Genomic DNA, 19,518 nt, shown 5'->3' on the forward strand with positions numbered 1-19,518 from the left:
TTTTTCCATCAACCGTTTGGGTTGGTTTAAAATACAATTAATACAAGTAAAAAAATTATGATTATTTCGCTGATAGCAGCAGCTTCTACAAATAATGTTATTGGCAAAAACAACCAGCTTCCCTGGCACTTGCCTGTTGACATGAGGTTTTTTAAAAACACGACTTGGGGCATGCCTATGATTATGGGAAGAAAAACCTTTGAATCAAATGGATATAAACCGCTGCCAGGCAGGATAAATATTATTATAACTCGGCAGAAAGATTTTAAAGCAGAAGGTGTGGTGATAGTTACAAACTGGAACGACGCATTATTTGTAGCCAAAGATGCTGACGTGAAAGAAGTTTTTGTAATAGGAGGCGGTGAAATTTTTAAAGATGTTATGCATAAAGCAGATCGAATTTATATGACACGGGTACATACGTTAATAGAGGGCGATGTTTTCTTTCCTGAAATTGATAAGAAAAAATGGAAGCTGGTTTCTAACAGGGATTGCTTCGCGGATGAAAAGCATAAGTATAATTATTCTTTTCAACTTTGGGAAAAACAATAAGAATAATGCATTTCTTCGTCTAGATTTTATAAGAATTAACAATAAGGGTTTTAAAATAAATTCGATAAAAAAGTGCCTTTTATATCTTCTTCAAATTCGTATCATCCTATACATGTAGGTTTTCGTTTCTTTAAATATTATATAACTGCTTTAAACGGGAAAGGGCACGGTGTACATTCTCCATTTGTATTTGAGTTTATAACAAAGGTAATGAACGACAACAGGCACTTTTATGCCTATAATTCAGTAGAACAGGTAAGGCAAAGTGTATTAAAAAATAATAAAGTATTAAGCATCACAGATTTTGGCGCAGGATCAACTGTAACAAAAAGTAATAAAAGAAAAGTGAGTGATATTGCCCGCTCTGCTTTAAAACCAAAGAAGTTTTCTCAATTAATGTTTCGAATTGTTAACTATTACTCCGCAAATACTATTGTTGAACTCGGCACTTCTTTGGGCATAACTACAGGTTACCTGGCTTTAGGAAACCTGCTCGGCACTGTTTATACTTTTGAAGGGGCGTCAGAGGTGGCAGCAATAGCAAAAGATAATTTCAGTCAATTGGCATTAAATAATATCGATGTAATTGAAGGAAATTTTGACGAAACCCTACAGCCTCAATTAAATAAAATAAACAAGATAGACTTCGCCTTTGTTGATGGAAATCATCGTAAAGAACCTACTATCCGTTACTTCGAACAACTGCTGCAAAAATCAACTGAATCTTCTGTTTTTATTTTTGATGATATTCATTGGAGCAAAGGAATGGAAGAGGCGTGGGAGTATATTAAGCAGCATTCTTCAGTGACACTAACTATAGATTTATTTTTCATCGGCATAGTTTTCTTTAGAAAAGAACAAAAAGTGCCTCAGCACTTTGTTATTAGGTTTTAGAATGACTCTTGGTTTTAAAATTAAAATGTCGGAAAAACTTTTTAGGATGTTATAAAGGCTTGTGTGGAATTATAGAATATGTCCATATTTGGCTGTAAGTTCAGCTCGTGAATGTACATTGAGTTTGCGATAAATATTTTTGATATGAGAATTAAGCGTTTCAATAGAAATAAATGCTTTTCCTGCGATTTCCTTATACGTCAGACCTTTTACCAATAATTGTAAAACATTTTTTTCTCGTGCGGTTAGGTTTGTCTCTTCCATATCTAAAACATCCTGCTGCTGCTTTTGAAAATATTCCAACATTTTTGAGGCAATTATTCCATTCATTGCAGCCTCTCCATTATAAAGAGCCTCAATTGCATCTAAAATTTTTTGCGGGCTATCTTTTTTTAGCAAATATCCGTTTGCACCTGCTTTTATTGCGCCGAAGATTTTATCATCGTCTTCAAACACTGTTAACATCAGTATTTTCATTTCAGGCCAAATCTTTTTTATTTCCCAGGTAGCCTGGATACCGTTTTTAACCGGCAAATCTATATCCATTAAAACAACATCAGGTTTATCAACCTCAAACAGCGGTACCATTTCTGATGCTCCTTCAAGTTTATGAATCAGTTTCAGGTTTTCATTTAACTGCAAAATGATAGAAATGGTAGTACGATACTGTGGGTTATCTTCTATGACAGCAACCTTAATCATAATTGCAAACAATAAATTAGCTACAACTCATACTTATTTTTATCCCATTTATTTGGTATTTTAAATGGAAATGGTATAGATAATCTGAGCGTTGTTCCTTTTCTTGGCACACTTTCAATATCAAACTTGCCATTGATTTCCTCGGCTCTTTTTGCCATATTTTTTACACCCGCACCTCCACCTTTAATAACCTCATCTATGCCTACACCGTCATCGTTGACTTCCATACAAAAGTTTTCATTTTGTATAAATATGGATACATAACAAAGAGAAGCGTTTGCATATTTTATCATATTATTTATCGCTTCTTTAAAAATCAACAAAATATTTTGCCTGATATCTCCCGGAATTTCCAAATGATCATCTGCGACTTTTTCATCAAAAATCAATTCAATATCACGTATATGACAAATAGGTTGGGCAAATTTTCGCATGGCATTTTTCAGACTTTGTAAGTTATCATTCTGCGGATTTGTTGCCCAGGCTATTACTTCCAGTTGGTCAATCATTTCGATCGCATTTTGTCTGATAAGATCATTTATTAAAAAATTATCAGGATGGGTATGTAAGATTTCAGAGTAAGCTTTTACGCTGCTCAGCGTAGCTCCAATATCATCGTGCAGGTCTCGACTTATCTTGTTTCTTAATTCTAATTCTTTTTGTTTATGCAGTTGCTGTGCATTTACCACTTCCTGCCTGGCGAGTTCCATTGCCGCCCTTCTTTTTTGCAGTGTATTTTTTGTTATCAAATAACCACTTGTCAACACCAGGAAGAAAATGATCGCTAAAGCTATATCTAGTTTTTTCTGGTTAGAAGCCTGCAGTTGCTGTAATTCATTCTGCTGTTGCAGTTGCTCAATTTGCCTTTGTTTTTTTTCGGTTTCGTACTTTATGATTAGTTCGTTACTTTTCTCGGGATTAAGAGCGGTAACGGTAATTTTTGAGCGGGCAAAAAAAGTTTCGAGGTATTTTATTGCCGAATCTATTTTGTGTAATTTAATAAAACTAATAGCTAAAAGACGATACTTTCTTATAGAACTCGCATCAGTAATTTTTTCATTTACGTCATTGAAATTATAAACCTGTCGTAAATACCGGATTGCCTGTAAATAACTGCGCTTACGGTAATAGCAGTCTGCAAGCAAAGTCAATTCGTTTTCTCTCCAGAATATTCTATGATGTTCACTATTACCGATTTTTTCTGCCTGTCTGATCAATTGCACGTTTTCCTCCAATATGCGGATCGCTTCATTCAATCTATTTTTTTCTGTCAGCGCAAAAGCTTCCCGGTGTTGAAGTATAATTTGAGCTAGTGTATCTTTTCCCTTTTTATTTGCTTCGAGCGCCATCCGATTATACCTGATCATATTTAGAGTGTCTCTGAGGGCTGCATAAATATTCCATAAACCATCCAAACAATGCGTAAGCATTTTGAAATTATTGACGCTGCTGTAGTAATTTTTTGCTTTAGTAAAATAAGACCTGGCAGTATCTAAATGAAACCCTCCGAAGTAAATTTGACCTAAATGGAGTTGGGTAAAATAATACTTCGATGAGTCTCCTGCCTTTAGCAGGTTTTCTTCCGCTTTACCAATATAAAAGAGAGTTGAGTCCTTATACCTTGTTTCATAAAAATAGCTGTAAATGCCTGCGTAAATATCCCCGAGTGCCTGGTAATCTTTTTCTTGTTCTTTTTGATGAATTATTATGGCAAGAGAATCACGGTTGATTTTGTTAAGAGATAAGGGTACAACTTCTCTTTGTCCCTGTATATTTTCAATAGAGGATACACAAATAAGCATTATGCCCAATAAGCGAAATGCTAACCAGTACATAAAATAAATATAATATTTTACTATAAGATTTCATAGTACTGTTTTTATATTGGTTCATGCAGGCGCAATTAATTCGGAGAAAAAGAACCTGGCGTCTTCGATCTATTTATATTCGTTTTTGTTATTCTATTGGAATTGTTTGCATAGAAAGGTCATCGACAGTTAACCTTGGCAATTCTTCTGCCTGCATATATTTTCTTACTTCAAGCCCCATCTGTTCCATGGCTGCAATCCAATCATCGTCGTCAATCCCACCTACTGTTACCCAATCTTCGTCAGAGGTAGACGCTCTCATTTCTAATAAACCTGCAGCATCTGAGCCAGCAGGATGCCTGATTTTGTTACTTTTTCTTTCGACAATATCGTTAATAACATCGGCAACAACAGAAGGAGGTGTTTCACGTTCGAGTGACGCGGCAAAAAAAGAAAGAAGTCTCCTGACATTTGGATAATTTGTATTATCAGGAATGTAATTTGCTTTAACGGCTTTACTAAAAATTGGAGTCTTAATGACCCCCGGCTCTACTATCGTCACCTCTATATTAAACGGCTTTAATTCCTGTGCTAGCGCCTCACTTAAGGCTTCTACGGCAGCTTTTGAAGCACAATAACTGGAAAAGAAGTTGGCGTGAAATTTTGCTGCAATAGAGGTTACATTAATTATTGAACCACTTTTTCTTTTCCGCATTGATGGTAGTACAGCTTTAATGCAACGAAGAGTTCCGAAGTAATTTGTTTCCATATCAGTTTTAAAAGATTCTATCGGTAATTCTTCTGCTGCCCCCCATGAAGCAACGCCGGCATTATTTACCAACACGTCAATAGCTTCTTCATTGTCAAGGATAAGACTGACTGTACTCTGTATGGATTGTTCGTCATTAACATCTAAAGGCAACACAGTTATAGGAAGGTCATTGTCCTCTGCAAGCTGGCTTAATTGAGGCGATCCTTCAGGATTACGCATAGTGGCGTAAACAGTATGACCGTTGCGGGCCAGTTTTTCTGCAGCAGCATATCCTATACCGGTACTGCATCCGGTAATTAAAATAACAGACATGTTTTACTTGTTTTAGACTTGGAAAAATATTAATTGAAAAAGATATTTTATACACCCGTTAGCCGCGTCTACTTCTATTTCTTATTTTGCTCTTACTCTTTTTTCTTGAAATTTGCTGCCAAACTGGTTTGTTTTGTCGCTCCCATCTGCATACACTACCTTGTTGAAACCTTCGAAGTAAAGCGTATCACCTTTTAGTTCATATGTTTGCCAGTTAGTTGCGCCTACAAATTCTGGGATGCTGCAGTAGCGAAACGTTTCCTTATAAGTATTTCCATCTATCGAATAACTGCCAGCTCCCGCATCAGACCATTTGCCTGCAGAATCTTGCATGATGAGCGAAAAAAAGCCGTCATGCCATATTTTAAATTGTGTAACTTTTCCATCAGCCGATACCATTTCCCATGCACCTTCTAAGGGAGTAACGGAAGATTTGGATGTAGGCTGGCCTTCAGCTTTCTCATTTGGATTACAGCTTACGACTGTTATTACATAAACAATAAGCAATGATGCGGTTAATAATGATTTAAACTGAGCCATGTGCAGAGATTTTTATTTTTAAAAAATTGCTTTACAGGCATACCTTAACAGCTACACTTTTAAAGTTAAAAGTTATTGTTTGCCACCACATCAATGATGCTGAAGCCATCATAAAACGGAGTGACATATCTAACAGAATTTTTTTAAGCCGGAAGAATATTCTGATTCATCCGAAACATATTATCAGGATCATACTTACGTTTTAAGGCGGCAAGACGAGAGTAATTATCTCCATAAGCTTCTCTTACACGTTCTTCGCCTTCAACTCCCAAAGTATTCACATATACTTTATGACTTAAGTAAGGCTGTAATGCATCCCATATTTTACGGGTCCAGGTAATGTTCTTCTCGTCGTCCTGCTTTTCTACCCAGCCGGAACCTATTACAAGATCACACTGAGATTGGCGATGAGGATAAGCAGTGCCGCCTTCAGGCTCCCTGGCTGCGGCTCCTCCATAATACTCCAGTACTATTGCAGAGTATGGCGAAGGATTAGAAGCCATATGCGAAATAATGATGTCAATACTTTCATCGGAAAGATCTTCAAGGAAACCAGATTTCCAATAATACCTATAACCATGGGGGAAACCTCCATCAAGAAGAGACTGCATTTGCACATATGGAATGGGCTGTATTAAGTCAACAACTGGTGATCCGAAATCCCTGATTGGTTTCATAACCGTTTCCCCTTTTCCAATATCACCACAGTAACATCCTATAAGTGCGACTACAGGAATACCGTCAGGCGAAGTCATTAAGCCTGCATATAAGGTCAATTCTTCCGGCGCTGTTTGTATAAATTGACGATAGAATTGTATAACTTCTTTCGCTTTATCCCTTGTATAGATAATCATTCCTCCAAGGACAGTATCAACTTTATGAACGCGGAGCTTCATAGAACTAACAATGCCAAAGTTGCCTCCTCCCCCTCTCAATCCCCATAAAAGATCGGCATTCTCCTGCAGGCTTGCCTTTGCCAGCCTTCCATCAGCGGTAACAACTTCTGCTTCGATAAGATTATCACAGCTTAAACCATATTTTCTCACAAGCCAGCCAACTCCTCCTCCTAACGTAAGACCTGCCACGCCTGTGGTAGAGATCAAGCCACCGGTAGTAGCAAGACCATACTCCTGTGTTGCCTTATCAAAGTCACCCCAGGTAGCACCCATCTCTACATACGCAAGTTTTTCCTCCGGATATACCTTTACTGTTTTCATCAAAGAAAGGTCAATCATAACTCCTCCATTGCAAACTGCGTTGCCGCTAACATTATGTCCGCCACCGCGAACAGAAATCAGCAGGTCATGATCTCTTGCAAATCGTACAGCATGTATTATGTCATTAGTATTGATACATCGAACAATTACAGCAGGATTTCTATCAATCATGCCGTTCCATATTTTTCTTACAGTATTATACTCACCATTTCCCGGGGTAATAATTGAGCCGTTGATTAATGGTTGCAAATCTTTGGCAGCATAAACTTGTATTGCATTTTCTGTAGCAGAAGCGAAATTTTCAGTAATCATAAGAAGTAACTTTTGTTGTAGGAAATTTTCAGAGTTAATAAAACATATGTTTTTGAGAGATAATAACGAACCTTTTTTTATTTATTATTACAAGCACACTTTAAGAAAATCAAGCTGCCTTGGTTTTTAACCGCTCTACAAATTCAACTCCTGCCTCTGTAACCCCAATAATTTCAGTAAAAACACCAATCTCCTTTGTAGTATCGAAGAAGGAAACTTTGGCAACTGGAAGAGTTAAACTGAGTATCGAAGAATAGCCTTTATCAGTTAAGCCAGAAACACATTGACGCAGTTCTGTCTCCGGTACCATAAATGCAATATGTTGTACTCCGCCCTGGGGATGCTTGTCGAGGTAATCCTGAAATATGCTTTGTCCCGATACTGGTTGAATAAGTTCGAGCAGAGATCCGCCGGAATAAGTCATATACAAGTGGAAGACAAAGTTTCCTGGCTTTCCGTAGGCCATACCTTCCAACTGGTCCGCACGAAGATTTTCCATTTTTACAAACTCTTGTACACCAATAACCTCACGAAAAAATTTTTCTGCCGATTGAATATCTGGTACCACCCAGGCAATCTGACCAAATCTGGAGCCGATGAAAGAGTTCTCTAAATGCATTTCCATAAATTTATTTTTCAAGTAATTTTTCCTGATTTAAATAATGTAACTGCATTATACAATCAGCATACTTTGAAGTAGATGTTCTTAATTTCTTTAATTCTTTCTTGTAAGTGGGGGTAGTGTAGCACGGTCAGTAACATCGAATGTTATTCTCTAATCTCTATCGAATGTTATTCTCTGTAAATCTAATTTGGATAGCAATTTCTATCAATCCCATAAATATGGTATTTGCAAAAACTGCGTTTTGAAGTTTGTTAAACAGACGCCTTTGTATTCTTTAAATAATCACAATAAAGATTCGCCTACCAATTTTATTTTATATCTGCTTGAAAAGCTTCGTGAAGTTTTATTGGGTAGGAAGTGCGCCAACTACGCTGTTGGGTTGAAAGACCCAGTGGTATTGAATAAGAAGTATAATAATAAGAATAGAAGTAAAATCTAATCATTAACAAATTTCTCGACAAAAGTAGCGTGGAACTTGCCGTTTGGAGCAATCCATTTTTGGAAAATAATTATACCTGCAATGGCACAAGTGATACCAGCAAGCACATCTAAAATGTAATGATGACTGCTGTAAACAGCAGCGAACCAAATTCCAAACATAATAATAGCAAATACAATATTGATTGCGCCTAACCTGTTTTTAATACCATAATATAGGGTAATCAATGGGTAAGAAGAATGTAAAGAAGGCATAGCAGCAAACACATTTGAACTTTTGGCGTACAGTGAATTAAAAATTCCCGCGTGAAAAAAATTGTCGAAGCGTTGAAGGCCTGCTGTATTTCCGGGAGTGTGAGCAATAAATTGAAAGCCGTAATGCTGTACATACCATGGTGGAGCAGCAGGGTAAATATAGTAGATGATAAAACCAATAATGTTTACAAAAAGAAAAGTAAGCGAGAAGTGCATAAACTGCTCCCGGTTCTTAAAAAAAAGATAGCCCGCGAAAATAAGAGGAACCGGTACCCAGCATAAATAAAAAACACCGCTTATTATATCGAAAAAAGTATTGGTATTTTGCCTCCAGAATTCGTTTGGAGTGACAATTTGGTTTTGAAAATGAATACCGAAAAAGCTTTTTTCAGCATTGTACAAGCTGCCTATATGCACAGTATTGTACATATAATTTGGGAAAGCTTTCATTGAATCAAATATTATCCAAAAAACTATAAACACCGAAAAACCTGTAATAAATTTTCGTGTTGGAAAAGAAGCGTAATAAAGGCTGTTAAATATCAGCACTATAACTACTTGCTCTACCTTAAATCCAATCAGTATTTTAGCAAGCAGCAGGTAAGACAGAGATATAATTGTGGTAAAAAGAATATCTTTTTTAGTAAATAAGCTGGTATAAGTAGTTGCGGTTTTAGCAGGCTGATACATTATTTTTTCTTTGGAAAATCTGACGCAAATATTTTATCCCACAGGGCTGAACTGACACCATAGCCTTTTGATGAATCATCATAATGATGAAGCATATGATGCTGTTTGATTTTTTTCCAAAACGGAGTTTTGAAATTAGCATGGTGAATAGCATAGTGAGTCATGTCATAAATAAGGTACCCAAAAATGAAGCCTGAAAAAAATGAATAAAGATGAACAGGACTTAAAAATAATGCAAACAAAAAATAAAAAGCAACAGCTAATGGCAAACTTACAGAGGGTACCATTACCAGTCTCTTAGAATCTCTTGGATAATCGTGGTGCACGCCATGAAAAATAAAGTGCAGCCGCAAACCCCATTTTGACTTGGGAACAAAGTGGAAAATATACCTGTGCAAAACGTATTCGGTAGCAGTCCAAATAAAAATACCCAGTGCAAAATACAAGGCAAATGCACCAATGCCAATATGATTTACAAAAGCCTGGTAAATAAAATATATGATGACAGGTACATAAATAAATAAGGGCACAGAAAAATGAATTTTAGAAAGATTTTCCAGGAAGTCATTTTTAAACATTCTGACTGATTCCTCTGAGTTGGATATATAATTCTTCTTCATAATTATAAAGCAGTTATCAATAATTAAATTTTCATTCTTTCCATTACTTCTTTGCCTGTAGCAGGGTCTATTCCTTTCACTTCAACGTATTCCACATTTGGCGTCCAAAAAGAACCTCCGCTTATTTTTACAAAGATACGATTGAGTATTGCTTGTTTTTGGTTAATAGTTGCAAAAACATTATACTTATTATTGGCTCCTTTAATCAAAAACATGGGGAATTTCTTATAAGAAACAAAATGCAATTGGTATTTATCTTTAGCAATTAAAGTTGATTTTAAGCCATAAGCAAACTTTCGCTGTATAAAGTTCAATTCTTCCTGCTGCCCCTGCTCGTTGTACCTTATCCAATATACGTGTACTGGATCTTCAGCATTTATGGTATTCTTTTCGTAATTCACCTCATACACTATTGTATTTGTATTAGGATTTCTTTGCAGATAAAAGAGCTGGTTGCTGTTGCCGGTAGGTACAGGAAACTTTTCCTGCGCGTGCAACGTTATCGAGGCAAGAAGCCCTATGAGCGATAAATAGAATATTTTTTTTCTATTGATAAGTCGGTTCATTTAGTTTAATTTTTTCTTTTTTTTCGAGAGCTTTTTTTGCATCAATCATTCTTTTGATGGCTGTAATGTTAGTTAGGACTGCCATAACCGTAATGGGCAGTGTAAAGACCGACATGGTCTCAAATACATGGTAGCGAATGCCGGGAATAAATAATTTGTAGTTGCCACCTATAAAGTGTGCCGTAATGCCACACGCAATAGCTGAAACACCTACCAGTACAACCCTTTCGGGCCTTTGCATCAGTCCTCCTTTATTTTGTATTCCTAAACCTTCGCTTCGTGCGCGGGTATAACTTACCATCATAGAGCCTATTAACGCAATAAAAGCAAATAATGAACTGATAAAGTAGTGCTTGGCGACGAGATAATAACAAATGCCTAAAAACATTACAAACTCGCTATATCTGTCTAAGACCGAATCAAACAAGGCTCCGTAAATAGAACTCATATTGCCTAGGCGCGCCACCTGCCCGTCAAGCATATCGAATAGGCCTGCAAATAGAACCAGTGCACCCGCCCAGCCCACCCATTGAAGATCTCCACGATTACTTTCTTCGGCCCCTACTATAAAAATAACGGCTACAAAAATATTCAATATCAGTCCTATAGTAGTAACCGCATTTGGCGTAAGGCCAAGTTTTATCAATCCTTTTACTAAAGGATCAATTACTTTATAAATTCCCTTCTGCAGTCTATCTCTTAACAATTGTTTTTTCATGTTTTTTCTAAAAATCTATTTTTACTCGTGTTCTAATGCCCCATTCTGCAATATCCGGATGATCCAAATACGTTAGTCTCTTTACAAGATCTACCCTTACAATTTTAAAAATATTCATAATGCCAGCACTTACTTCTACGTAAGGTGTTTTATTCAGGGTATAGGTAGTTGGTAAATCTGTCTCTTTATCTACGGGAAATTTAAAGGTAGAAAGATTAAAATCAGGATTATTTTCATTTCTCACCCCTCCGTATAAAATTTTGGCTGAAGCTACTTCACGAAGCTTTAGTTTTTTCAACAATGGAATTTTATTGAAGAAAAACCCATTGAAGTGCTGATCAATGCTTAATGCCGCATAATGATCGCTTACAAATTCCATAAAATTCATAAGGTTGTAAGAGTGCAGCTGGTATGAATATGTTTGGTTAGCCTTGTGAACGGTCATTAAAGGATAAGGAATTTTTCCAAAGATATAACCTCCTTCAAGTACTACGTCTGCAAAACCCAATTGAGACAAATAACTTCTTTTATCTATAGTAAGATTTATATTGTGGTAATTGTATTCGCCCTTTACAAGTCCTTTTATACCGGCTATGTACCTTAGACGGAGAATCGGATATTTGTTTATAATGGGAATTCGATAGACTTTTCCCTGGTAATATTGATGGTGAGGAGACCAACAAAGTTCTGCTGATATTTCATTTGTAGTAAGGTTGGGTACGTTTGTAAGGCCTGCTCCATCAGATTTTATATATGAGATAACACCCGCCGGCGTTTGTTTCCAGTATTTTAAGGCGAAATTGTAAGCAAAATCTTTTCCAAACTCTCTTTCATACTCCGCCTTAAAAATATCGTTATATAGCCATCTGTCGTTTTTGCCACGTTTAAAAGACAGAAAAAAATTGTCTTCCGAGACAAACTGCAATTCCTGGCCAGGAATTTTCGTATCGTGCTGATAATTGAAACGCAAGAAATTATGAGGATACGAGTAGTAAGATGAACGGTTAAACGAATATGCGGCAGAAACGAAATATTTAAATTTTTCATCTCTAAAACCATATGCAAAATAGTTTTCAAGGTATATGTTCTGGTTAAATTTAGGAGTCGTTCTCCCTCCCAGGCGCAACCTGAAGCCCTCCACAGGATTAAAACTGTAAAAAGTATTTACAGGTCCTACCTCGTACGGTCCAAAACTTTTATAGCCTGCCAAAAGCAAGGTGGCAATGTCCATAAAAGTTTTAAAAGATTTCAGACGTGTCAGGCTGTCTATGTTTGAATATACTTTTGACTCAGCCTCTGATAACGGAGGAGAACGATGTTGTACCCAAAAGCTGTCAACTTCATTTTTGTTATTTTCTAAATGAACAACTGCAGCTCCGTCATAGACACTATCAGGCCCGGGTTGGTTAATTGTAAGATTTTTTAAAGAAACGGTTCTTTCTCCCACAATACCACTTTTTGCATTTTTAGATAGAGCGAACTCCACTATAGTATTGCTCATTATAACGTGATACCGCCCATCAAAGCCTTTTTCAAAATTTTGATTTACATGCAACTCGCGCACAAAATTAAGATTAGCATGTTTGCTAATACTCATAATTAATTTTTGTACAGAATAGTTGCCATCAAGTGTAACAAACAGGGTTCCTTTAAAAAGCAAATCATTTAAATTTCTCGGAGAAAAATTTAATCTTACCAGTTTGGTGCCATCAATAACAGTTGTATCAGCTATGTAAAACCGGTAAAAAGTGGGAGCCATATCAGCAATAGGGCTGAGAAATGTGTTTGATAGTAAAGAAATATTGTTTTGATAAACATCTACATCTTCATATAACCTATCTAAATAAGAGCTGACTCCACCAATGTCTACATATTCACCAAAATTTACTTTTTTATCTCCGAGTATATAAGTTTTATTTTTTTCAGGATTTTTCCGGTAATATTTTTTAGAAAAGGTTTCATCAAGGTAAACAGGCAACATCACCCTTCCCTGAATTTTGGTTGTGTCATTGTTTTCAAAAATAAACTTCCAGTTTCTTAAGAGCTTATTGTTTAAAAGCTTTTCCGGTGTTTTAGTCAGCATCAGTTCCATTTTTTCGTACTGGTCATACGACACATAATCATACACCGAAATCCTGTTTTTATTTTTATTATCTATAACCTTTCTTATCAGTTCTACTGCGGGATTATTTTTGTTGCTGTACTTGCTTCTTTTATTTGTTTTTACATACACATTATTGTGAGCGTCTGCTAATTCAAGTAGTACATTTATCTCCTGCTCCCTGCCGGGGAAAATGGTTTTTGTAACCGTTTTGTACCCTACATAAGAAAATTGTACTGTTGTAAATTTCTCATTAACAGTCCTAAGCGTATAACTGCCATCTGCACCACTGGTGACACCTTTGCCGCCCTTGAAATAAACGCTTACAGATTGTAATGGCTGTTGAGAAGCTGCATCCTTTATTACACCCTTTACAACAGTTTGCGAATAAGATGTTATAAAACAAGCAGATAACAGTAACAGTACCAAAATAACCCTGTTCTTTATCTCCTGCATTTTCGGTTATTTTTTAAAAACATACCTTTTTTGCATAGTATAGTTGTAACCAAAACCTACAATTAACGATACAAAAAGCTTTGCAACTACATAATGCACTTTAAAAATCTTGGTCATCAGGTACATCCCCCCGGTATTCAGAAGCAAATTTCCCCCCCAAACTATTCCATACCTTATCGCTTGATGGTGCGTCTTCCTGTTTTTTGACTCAAAAACCCAGTTTCTGCCAATTAAAAAATTTATAATTCCCCCGCACAGTGTACCTGTTGTACTGGCAATAACGACATCTATACGAAAAAAATTTACCAAAAAAATTGTTACCAGGTAATCAAAAAAAGAAGCAATTGAAGAGGATATATTTGCCTTGAGAAAAGTAATCATCTTTGTTACGTTACGCCTGCTATTAGAGCTGCTTACTATTAATTAATTTTACTGATGTTCATTCCCTTCCCGGAGATTTCCGGACTTTCATAACTTTCATCGCTACTTTCAAAAAGCCAAAAGATTTTAGTGCAATATGAAAAGAGAACAAAGCAACAATCTTTAAAAAACTCCATACAAAAAAGCAAACTATTCTTTACAATTTGGTTTTATATGTTATTTTATTCTGCAATAATTGCAATAACCCTCTCACTTCTTTCATAGAAAAATAATAAAAAATTCCTGATATTATAGATTTTTTCTCACGGCAAGCAAAACTAAAAACAATACTGAGGACAGAAATAATTATAAATGTTTGAACAGTTGTAAACGAATTTAAACGCAACAATTATTCTATTTCTCTTTACAATATTTTGTAAACTACAATAATCTGAAGCAATATATTCGCATAAATTCCTGCAAGTATATCATCTGCCATAACTCCCCAGCCTTTAGGCAGCAATTCCATTTTTCTTATAAAGAAAGGTTTCGCTATATCAAAAAATCGAAATAATACTAATCCGGCTAAAACATACTTTAATTGTACCGGTATCAGTAGCAATGTAATCATCATACCCGCAACCTCATCTATTACTACTTTACTGCTGTCTTTTCCCCAAATTGCATCTACAGCATTGCCTGACCAAACACCTAAAGCTGAAATCAAAATAGTCATTAATACTTGCGAGTAGATTGTAGAATTGCTGACAGGCATTATAACCCAGATTATACAACATACTGCCGCTGCTATAGTCCCTCCGCCTTTTCCCACATAACCAATTCCCAGCGCAGTGGCTATTAGCTTATGCAGCTTTATCATAAAGTGTCTACGAGCTCCTGGTAATAATCCAAACCAAGATGTGTTATCAAATCTTCTCCCATAATATGGCGAAGTGTGTTCTGCAGTTTCATCAACTGTTTGAAAATATCGTGCTCAGCACGAAGTTCAGGTGCATGTTGCGGCGATTTGAAATAGAAAGATAGCCACTCCTGTATACCGATCATTCCGGCTCTTTTAGCTAAATCAAGAAACAAAGCGAGGTCAAGCACAATTGGAGCAGCCAAAATAGAGTCTTTGCAAAGAAAGTTTATTTTAATCTGCATGCTGTAGCCCAGCCATCCAAAAATGTCAATATTGTCCCAACTTTCTTTATTATCGCCATGAGGAGGATAATAATTTATTCTTATTTTATGGTAAAGATCTCCATACAACTCCGGGTTAATATCGGGTTGAAGGATGTCTTCCAAAACACCTAATTTAGAAACCTCTTTTGTTCTAAAGTTATCAGGATGATCTAAAACATAACCGTCGCGATTACCTAAAATGTTTGTAGAGAACCAGCCTCGAACGCCTAATGATCTTGCCTGTAAACCCGGAGCAAGAATCGTTTTCATTAATGTTTGCCCTGTTTTAAAGTCTTTGCCACCAATCGGCGTTTCTGTTTCTTTTGCAAGTTCAATTAAAGCAGGAATATCGCATGTAAGGTTAGGTGCACCATTAGCAAAAGGTACGCCTGACTTAATAGCCGCATAAGCATATATCATACTTGGGGCTATGAGTGTATTGTTGTTTTTTAAACCCTCTTCAAAACTTTCGATAGTAGAATGAACTGCTGTTTCTTCAATATACTTTTCTGTTGAACCGCACCAGACCATAACTAGCCGCGAGCAATTGTTTTCTTCCTGAAATTTTCTGATATCTTCCATTACCTGTAAAGCCAGTTCATATTTTGTAGCTGCTGTCTTTACATTTGTCCCATCCAGATTTTGAATATACGATTTATCAAAAACTGCCTTCATTGGCTTAATTGCTTCCAGCTCAGGCTTGATGGCTTCCAATAATTCTTTATCGAGCACTTTTGCGTGCATAGCAGCCTTATAAACATTGTCTTCATATACGTCCCAGCCTCCAAAAACAACATCATTTAAATGTGCAAGAGGTACAAAATCTTTCACTTTAGGATACCTGTTTTCCGTTCTTTTACCCAACCGGATGCTGCCCATTTGTGTGAGAGAACCAATAGGTTGGGCCAGGTCTTTTTTAACAGCTTCAACACCTGCAATAAATGTTGTCGCTACCGCACCTAAACCAGGCATAAGAATACCAAGTTTACCTTCTGCCGGTAAAATTTGTTCTTTCATTTGCGTATGTTTTTATTTTATGAACCCTTTACTTTTTTAGGATGGTGTTACTAAAACCATTCATTCTGCTTGTACCATTCCAGCGCCTCTTTCAACCCTTGCTGTAAATTGTAAGCAGGGTTGAAATTTAAATTTTTCTGTGCTTTTTCTATATTGCAGCACCAGTTTACAGCTGTTAGTTCATTAAGCTTTTCTACATTCAATGCTGGTGTTTTATCAAACAGCCCATATGTTTTTTCTAACAGTACCGCCAGGCCTTTAACAACTGTCAAAGGCAAATGAAATTTTATAGTTTTTCGGCTTAACACATTTTTGGTAATGTCTGCCATTTCATAGCGAGTATAACAGTTACCATCAGATATGTTGTAAATGCCATTTGCTGTTTCTTCAGTGAACAGGGCATTTACAGTTGCCAGAGCTAGGTCTTTGGCATAAACAAAACTTAATTGTTGTGCTTTTTTACCAATATAGGGTTCGAGTCCCCTGCTAAAAGTCTTTAAAATAATAAAAATGTCTTTATCTCTTGAACCATAGACCGCCGTTGGACGCAAAATTATCAGTGGTAAATCAATATCTTTTAATTGTGCTTCTGCCAATAATTTGCTTTTGCCATAAGCTGTAACGGGCGATGGAAGTGTACTTTCAGTTATTAATTCATTTGTATCGGTTAATGGGCCTAACGCTGCCAGGCTGCTCAGAAACACCATTTTTTGCAGTCCTGCACCCATTTTTGCTGCTTTTGCAAGATTAGCTGCATAGGTGGCATTTACACGGTTGTATTCGTCCTCGTTTTTTGCTTTTGTAGTTCCTGCTGCATGAATAATGAAATCATAACTATTTTCATCCAGATCTTTTGCAAGTTTGTCTACATTAGTAAAATCGGGGTAGGTATACTTAATATTATAAGGGGTTAAATGTTTTATATCACTGCTTCTGCGAATAGCAGCATACACATCAAGACCTTTTGCAAGAGCAGCTTCTATTAAATGATAGCCTACAAAACCACTGGCGCCTGTTATTAAAACCTTTTGCTTCATAATGCTTTCTCGTAAATACGGTAAGTCTTATATACTTTTCCGTTAATGTTTTGCAGGGCCTTATTCATCATATCATTTGTCTCTAAAATCCAGGATCCTTCGGCACCTTTTAATTTCATATCCACACCCTTTTGTATAATTTTGGCATAAAAGCACGCTTCGATCCCCAGTCTTCTATAATCTTCTATAACACCTAATGTTATTACCCGGTAGTAGTTAATTTTTTTCAAGCCCAACAAAAGCTTAAAAATTCCTGTGGGCAATAATCTGCCTCTTTTTATTTTTATGAGTATCTGGTTAATATCCGGTACTGCCAGCGCAAAACCCACCATTTTCCCTTCATGCTCGGCTACAAGACAAAAGTCAGGATTCAGAATATTTTTTAGGTCTTTGGCCAGGTAATTAAACTCGCTCTCCGTCATAGGCACGAACCCCAAATTCTTGTCCCATGCTGAATTATATATTTCCCTGACTTTTCTTACCTCATTTTTAAAATCCTTTACTTTTATAGGGCGAATGGTAATTTTCTTTTGTTCGAGCCTTTTCATTAGTGCATCCTGCAGTTTCAACGCCCTGTCGCTTACTGTATCTGTTCTGATATCATAGGCAAACAAATCTACTTTTTTATGAAACCCGTTTTTTTCAACAAGATCGATATAGTAAGGTTTGTTATAAGTCATCATTGCCACCGCAGGTTCATTAAAGCCATCTATTAACAAACCGACGGGTTCATTTGTAGATGGGTTAACAGGCCCAATCATAGTTGCAAGGCCTTTCGCCTTAAGCCATTCAGATGCTTCTGTAAACAATGCTTTTGCAATACTTTCATCATTCACGCAATCGAAGAAACCAAAGAAGCCATCGTTAGTATTATTAAAGTTATTATGATTGTTATTAAGAATGGCTGCTATTCTTCCTTTTACTTTATCCTTTTCATCTACCGCCAAAAAGCATTGGAGTGAAGAATGTTCGTGAAAAGGATGTTTTCCCGGCGTTAAAATATCTCTTTGTGCAATATGCAGTTCAGGAACATAGTTTGGGTCATCAGCATAAAGCTCATGTGGAAAATCAATAAAAGTTGCGAGTTGTTTTTTTGTAGTTACCGGCTTGATGGTTATCATAGTTGAAACTTTTCCTTCAATCTTGGAATTTCCAAATGGGCTGCTGCTTTTGTCAGTTTTTCTACAGCCTCTTCTATTTGAGCAAATGTGTGTGTAGCCATCAATGAAAAACGAATAAGTGACGCATCTGAAGGAACCGCGGGTGAAACAACCGGGTTTACAAAAATGCCGTTTTCCTGTAACATCTTCGTTAGCAAAAAGGTTTTGTGATTGTCTCTTACGTATACAGGAATAATAGGGCTTTCCGTTGGTCCCATTTCAAAACCTTCCTCATGTAAAAGCTGTTTTGCATACCTCGTATTAGCCCAAAGCTGTTCAATGCGCTCCGGTTCTGTTTGTATAATGTCAAGAGCTGCAATAACACTGGCTGCAGAAGCAGGAGTCATGCTGGCGCTGAAGATCAGAGACCGCGCTTTATGTTTTAAATAATCAATAATCACTTCATCTCCTGCAACAAACCCTCCCAAAGAGGCCAGGGATTTACTAAAAGTACCGCCTATAAGATCAACTTTATCGGTAAGACCAAAGTGCGATGCTGTTCCTGCTCCTGCTTCGCCTATAACACCCAGGCTGTGGGCATCATCTACCATTATATTTGCGCCAAATTTGTCTGCTATATTTACTATTTCGGGCAGCTTTGCTATATCACCTTCCATACTGAATATGCCATCTACCACTATGAGCTTGATTGCACTTTCAGGAAGGTTAGATAATTTTTGCTCAAGATCGTCCATATCATTGTGGCGATATTTGATTACCCTGGAAAATGAAAGACGTGTGCCATCAATAATAGAAGCGTGGTCGTACTCATCAAGTATCAGGTAGTCGTTTCTGCCAGTTACACAAGATAAAACTCCAAGATTTACCTGAAACCCTGTACTGAAAAGCAACGCCGACTCTTTATTTACATATGATGCAAGTTTTTTTTCAAGTTCTATATGTATATCAAGCGTACCGTTTAAAAAACGTGAACCGGCACAACCTGTACCATATTTATCAGTTGCTTTTTTTGCTGCTTCTATTATTTTGGGATGATTGGTTAACCCCATGTAGGAGTTCGACCCAAACATCAAAACTCTTTTCCCATCAAGAATAACTTCCGTATCCTGACCGCATTCTATAACACGGAAGTACGGATATATACCCTGTTCTTTCACAAGAGCAGCATCATGAAACTGTTCAATCTTCTTATGTAGTTTTTTCTGCATCATATCCAATAT

The 19,518-nt window shown here is 36.7% G+C and carries 19 protein-coding genes; 2 read left to right on the forward strand and 17 right to left on the reverse strand.

All coding sequences use genetic code 11. The annotated features are described in order from the left end of the window. Positions 1 to 57: 57 nt before the first annotated feature. The gene (locus tag B154_RS0108145) at positions 58 to 552 is read left to right on the forward strand and encodes a dihydrofolate reductase (RefSeq protein WP_018613271.1); all 495 of its coding nucleotides are present in this window, start codon (positions 58 to 60) and stop codon (positions 550 to 552) included. Positions 553 to 624: 72 nt separating this feature from the next. Then, entirely contained in the window at positions 625 to 1,446 is an 822-nt protein-coding gene (locus B154_RS0108150; RefSeq protein WP_018613272.1) for an O-methyltransferase, read from the forward strand. Between the two features lie 69 nt (positions 1,447 to 1,515). On the opposite strand, the gene B154_RS0108155 is transcribed toward B154_RS0108150, so the two are convergent. The 17 genes from B154_RS0108155 to spt form a co-directional block, all read right to left on the reverse strand. Beyond that, positions 1,516 to 2,148, reverse strand: a complete 633-nt coding sequence (locus B154_RS0108155) for a response regulator transcription factor (protein ID WP_033411358.1) — start codon at positions 2,146 to 2,148, stop codon at positions 1,516 to 1,518. A gap of 20 nt (positions 2,149 to 2,168) precedes the next feature. Next, positions 2,169 to 3,983 carry a tetratricopeptide repeat-containing sensor histidine kinase gene (locus B154_RS0108160; RefSeq protein WP_018613274.1) on the reverse strand — a complete coding sequence of 605 codons (1,815 nt, stop codon included), beginning with the start codon at positions 3,981 to 3,983 and terminating at the stop codon, positions 2,169 to 2,171. Positions 3,984 to 4,104: 121 nt separating this feature from the next. Beyond that, positions 4,105 to 5,040 (reverse strand): SDR family oxidoreductase, encoded by a 936-nt coding sequence (locus tag B154_RS0108165; protein ID WP_018613275.1) that lies wholly within the window; start codon positions 5,038 to 5,040, stop codon positions 4,105 to 4,107. An 81-nt stretch (positions 5,041 to 5,121) separates the two neighbouring features. Then, positions 5,122 to 5,580, reverse strand: coding sequence for a hypothetical protein (locus tag B154_RS0108170; RefSeq protein WP_018613276.1), 459 nt, complete (start codon positions 5,578 to 5,580; stop codon positions 5,122 to 5,124). Positions 5,581 to 5,723: 143 nt separating this feature from the next. Next, the gene (locus tag B154_RS0108175; RefSeq protein WP_018613278.1) at positions 5,724 to 7,109 is read right to left on the reverse strand and encodes an FAD-binding oxidoreductase; all 1,386 of its coding nucleotides are present in this window, start codon (positions 7,107 to 7,109) and stop codon (positions 5,724 to 5,726) included. 109 nt (positions 7,110 to 7,218) lie between these two features. Next, positions 7,219 to 7,728, reverse strand: coding sequence for a VOC family protein (locus B154_RS0108180; protein ID WP_169337653.1), 510 nt, complete (start codon positions 7,726 to 7,728; stop codon positions 7,219 to 7,221). Positions 7,729 to 8,169: 441 nt separating this feature from the next. Next, on the reverse strand, positions 8,170 to 9,117 hold the full coding sequence (locus B154_RS0108190; protein WP_018613284.1) for a phosphatase PAP2 family protein: 948 nt from the start codon (positions 9,115 to 9,117) through the stop codon (positions 8,170 to 8,172). After that, a complete protein-coding gene (locus tag B154_RS0108195) occupies positions 9,117 to 9,737 on the reverse strand; it encodes a sterol desaturase family protein (protein WP_026260048.1) in 621 nt (206 codons plus the stop codon). Before B154_RS0108195 ends, B154_RS0108190 begins: the two co-directional genes overlap by 1 nt. Before the next feature lie 23 nt (positions 9,738 to 9,760). Beyond that, positions 9,761 to 10,303 (reverse strand): DUF4833 domain-containing protein, encoded by a 543-nt coding sequence (locus tag B154_RS0108200; RefSeq protein ID WP_018613288.1) that lies wholly within the window; start codon positions 10,301 to 10,303, stop codon positions 9,761 to 9,763. Then, positions 10,284 to 11,021, reverse strand: a complete 738-nt coding sequence (locus B154_RS0108205) for a CDP-alcohol phosphatidyltransferase family protein (RefSeq protein WP_018613290.1) — start codon at positions 11,019 to 11,021, stop codon at positions 10,284 to 10,286. Before B154_RS0108205 ends, B154_RS0108200 begins: the two co-directional genes overlap by 20 nt. Positions 11,022 to 11,028: 7 nt before the next feature. Then, positions 11,029 to 13,578, reverse strand: coding sequence for a DUF5686 and carboxypeptidase-like regulatory domain-containing protein (locus B154_RS0108210; RefSeq protein ID WP_018613292.1), 2,550 nt, complete (start codon positions 13,576 to 13,578; stop codon positions 11,029 to 11,031). 6 nt (positions 13,579 to 13,584) lie between these two features. After that, positions 13,585 to 13,959, reverse strand: a complete 375-nt coding sequence (locus tag B154_RS28005; protein ID WP_018613294.1) for a GtrA family protein — start codon at positions 13,957 to 13,959, stop codon at positions 13,585 to 13,587. A gap of 403 nt (positions 13,960 to 14,362) precedes the next feature. Then, on the reverse strand, positions 14,363 to 14,818 hold the full coding sequence (locus B154_RS0108220; protein WP_018613296.1) for a phosphatidylglycerophosphatase A family protein: 456 nt from the start codon (positions 14,816 to 14,818) through the stop codon (positions 14,363 to 14,365). After that, the gene (locus B154_RS0108225) at positions 14,815 to 16,140 is read right to left on the reverse strand and encodes an inositol-3-phosphate synthase (RefSeq protein WP_018613299.1); all 1,326 of its coding nucleotides are present in this window, start codon (positions 16,138 to 16,140) and stop codon (positions 14,815 to 14,817) included. The genes B154_RS0108220 and B154_RS0108225 overlap by 4 nt, the downstream gene beginning before the upstream one ends. Before the next feature lie 50 nt (positions 16,141 to 16,190). Continuing rightward, positions 16,191 to 17,177 (reverse strand): NAD-dependent epimerase/dehydratase family protein, encoded by a 987-nt coding sequence (locus tag B154_RS0108230; protein ID WP_018613301.1) that lies wholly within the window; start codon positions 17,175 to 17,177, stop codon positions 16,191 to 16,193. Next, entirely contained in the window at positions 17,174 to 18,298 is a 1,125-nt protein-coding gene (locus B154_RS0108235) for a hypothetical protein (RefSeq protein ID WP_018613302.1), read from the reverse strand. The genes B154_RS0108230 and B154_RS0108235 overlap by 4 nt, the downstream gene beginning before the upstream one ends. After that, on the reverse strand, positions 18,295 to 19,509 hold the full coding sequence (spt, locus tag B154_RS0108240; protein ID WP_018613303.1) for a serine palmitoyltransferase: 1,215 nt from the start codon (positions 19,507 to 19,509) through the stop codon (positions 18,295 to 18,297). The genes B154_RS0108235 and spt overlap by 4 nt, the downstream gene beginning before the upstream one ends. Positions 19,510 to 19,518: the final 9 nt, after the last annotated feature.

The sequence above is a fragment of the Segetibacter koreensis DSM 18137 genome, assembly GCF_000374045.1.
Classification (GTDB): Bacteria; Bacteroidota; Bacteroidia; order Chitinophagales; family Chitinophagaceae; genus Segetibacter; species Segetibacter koreensis.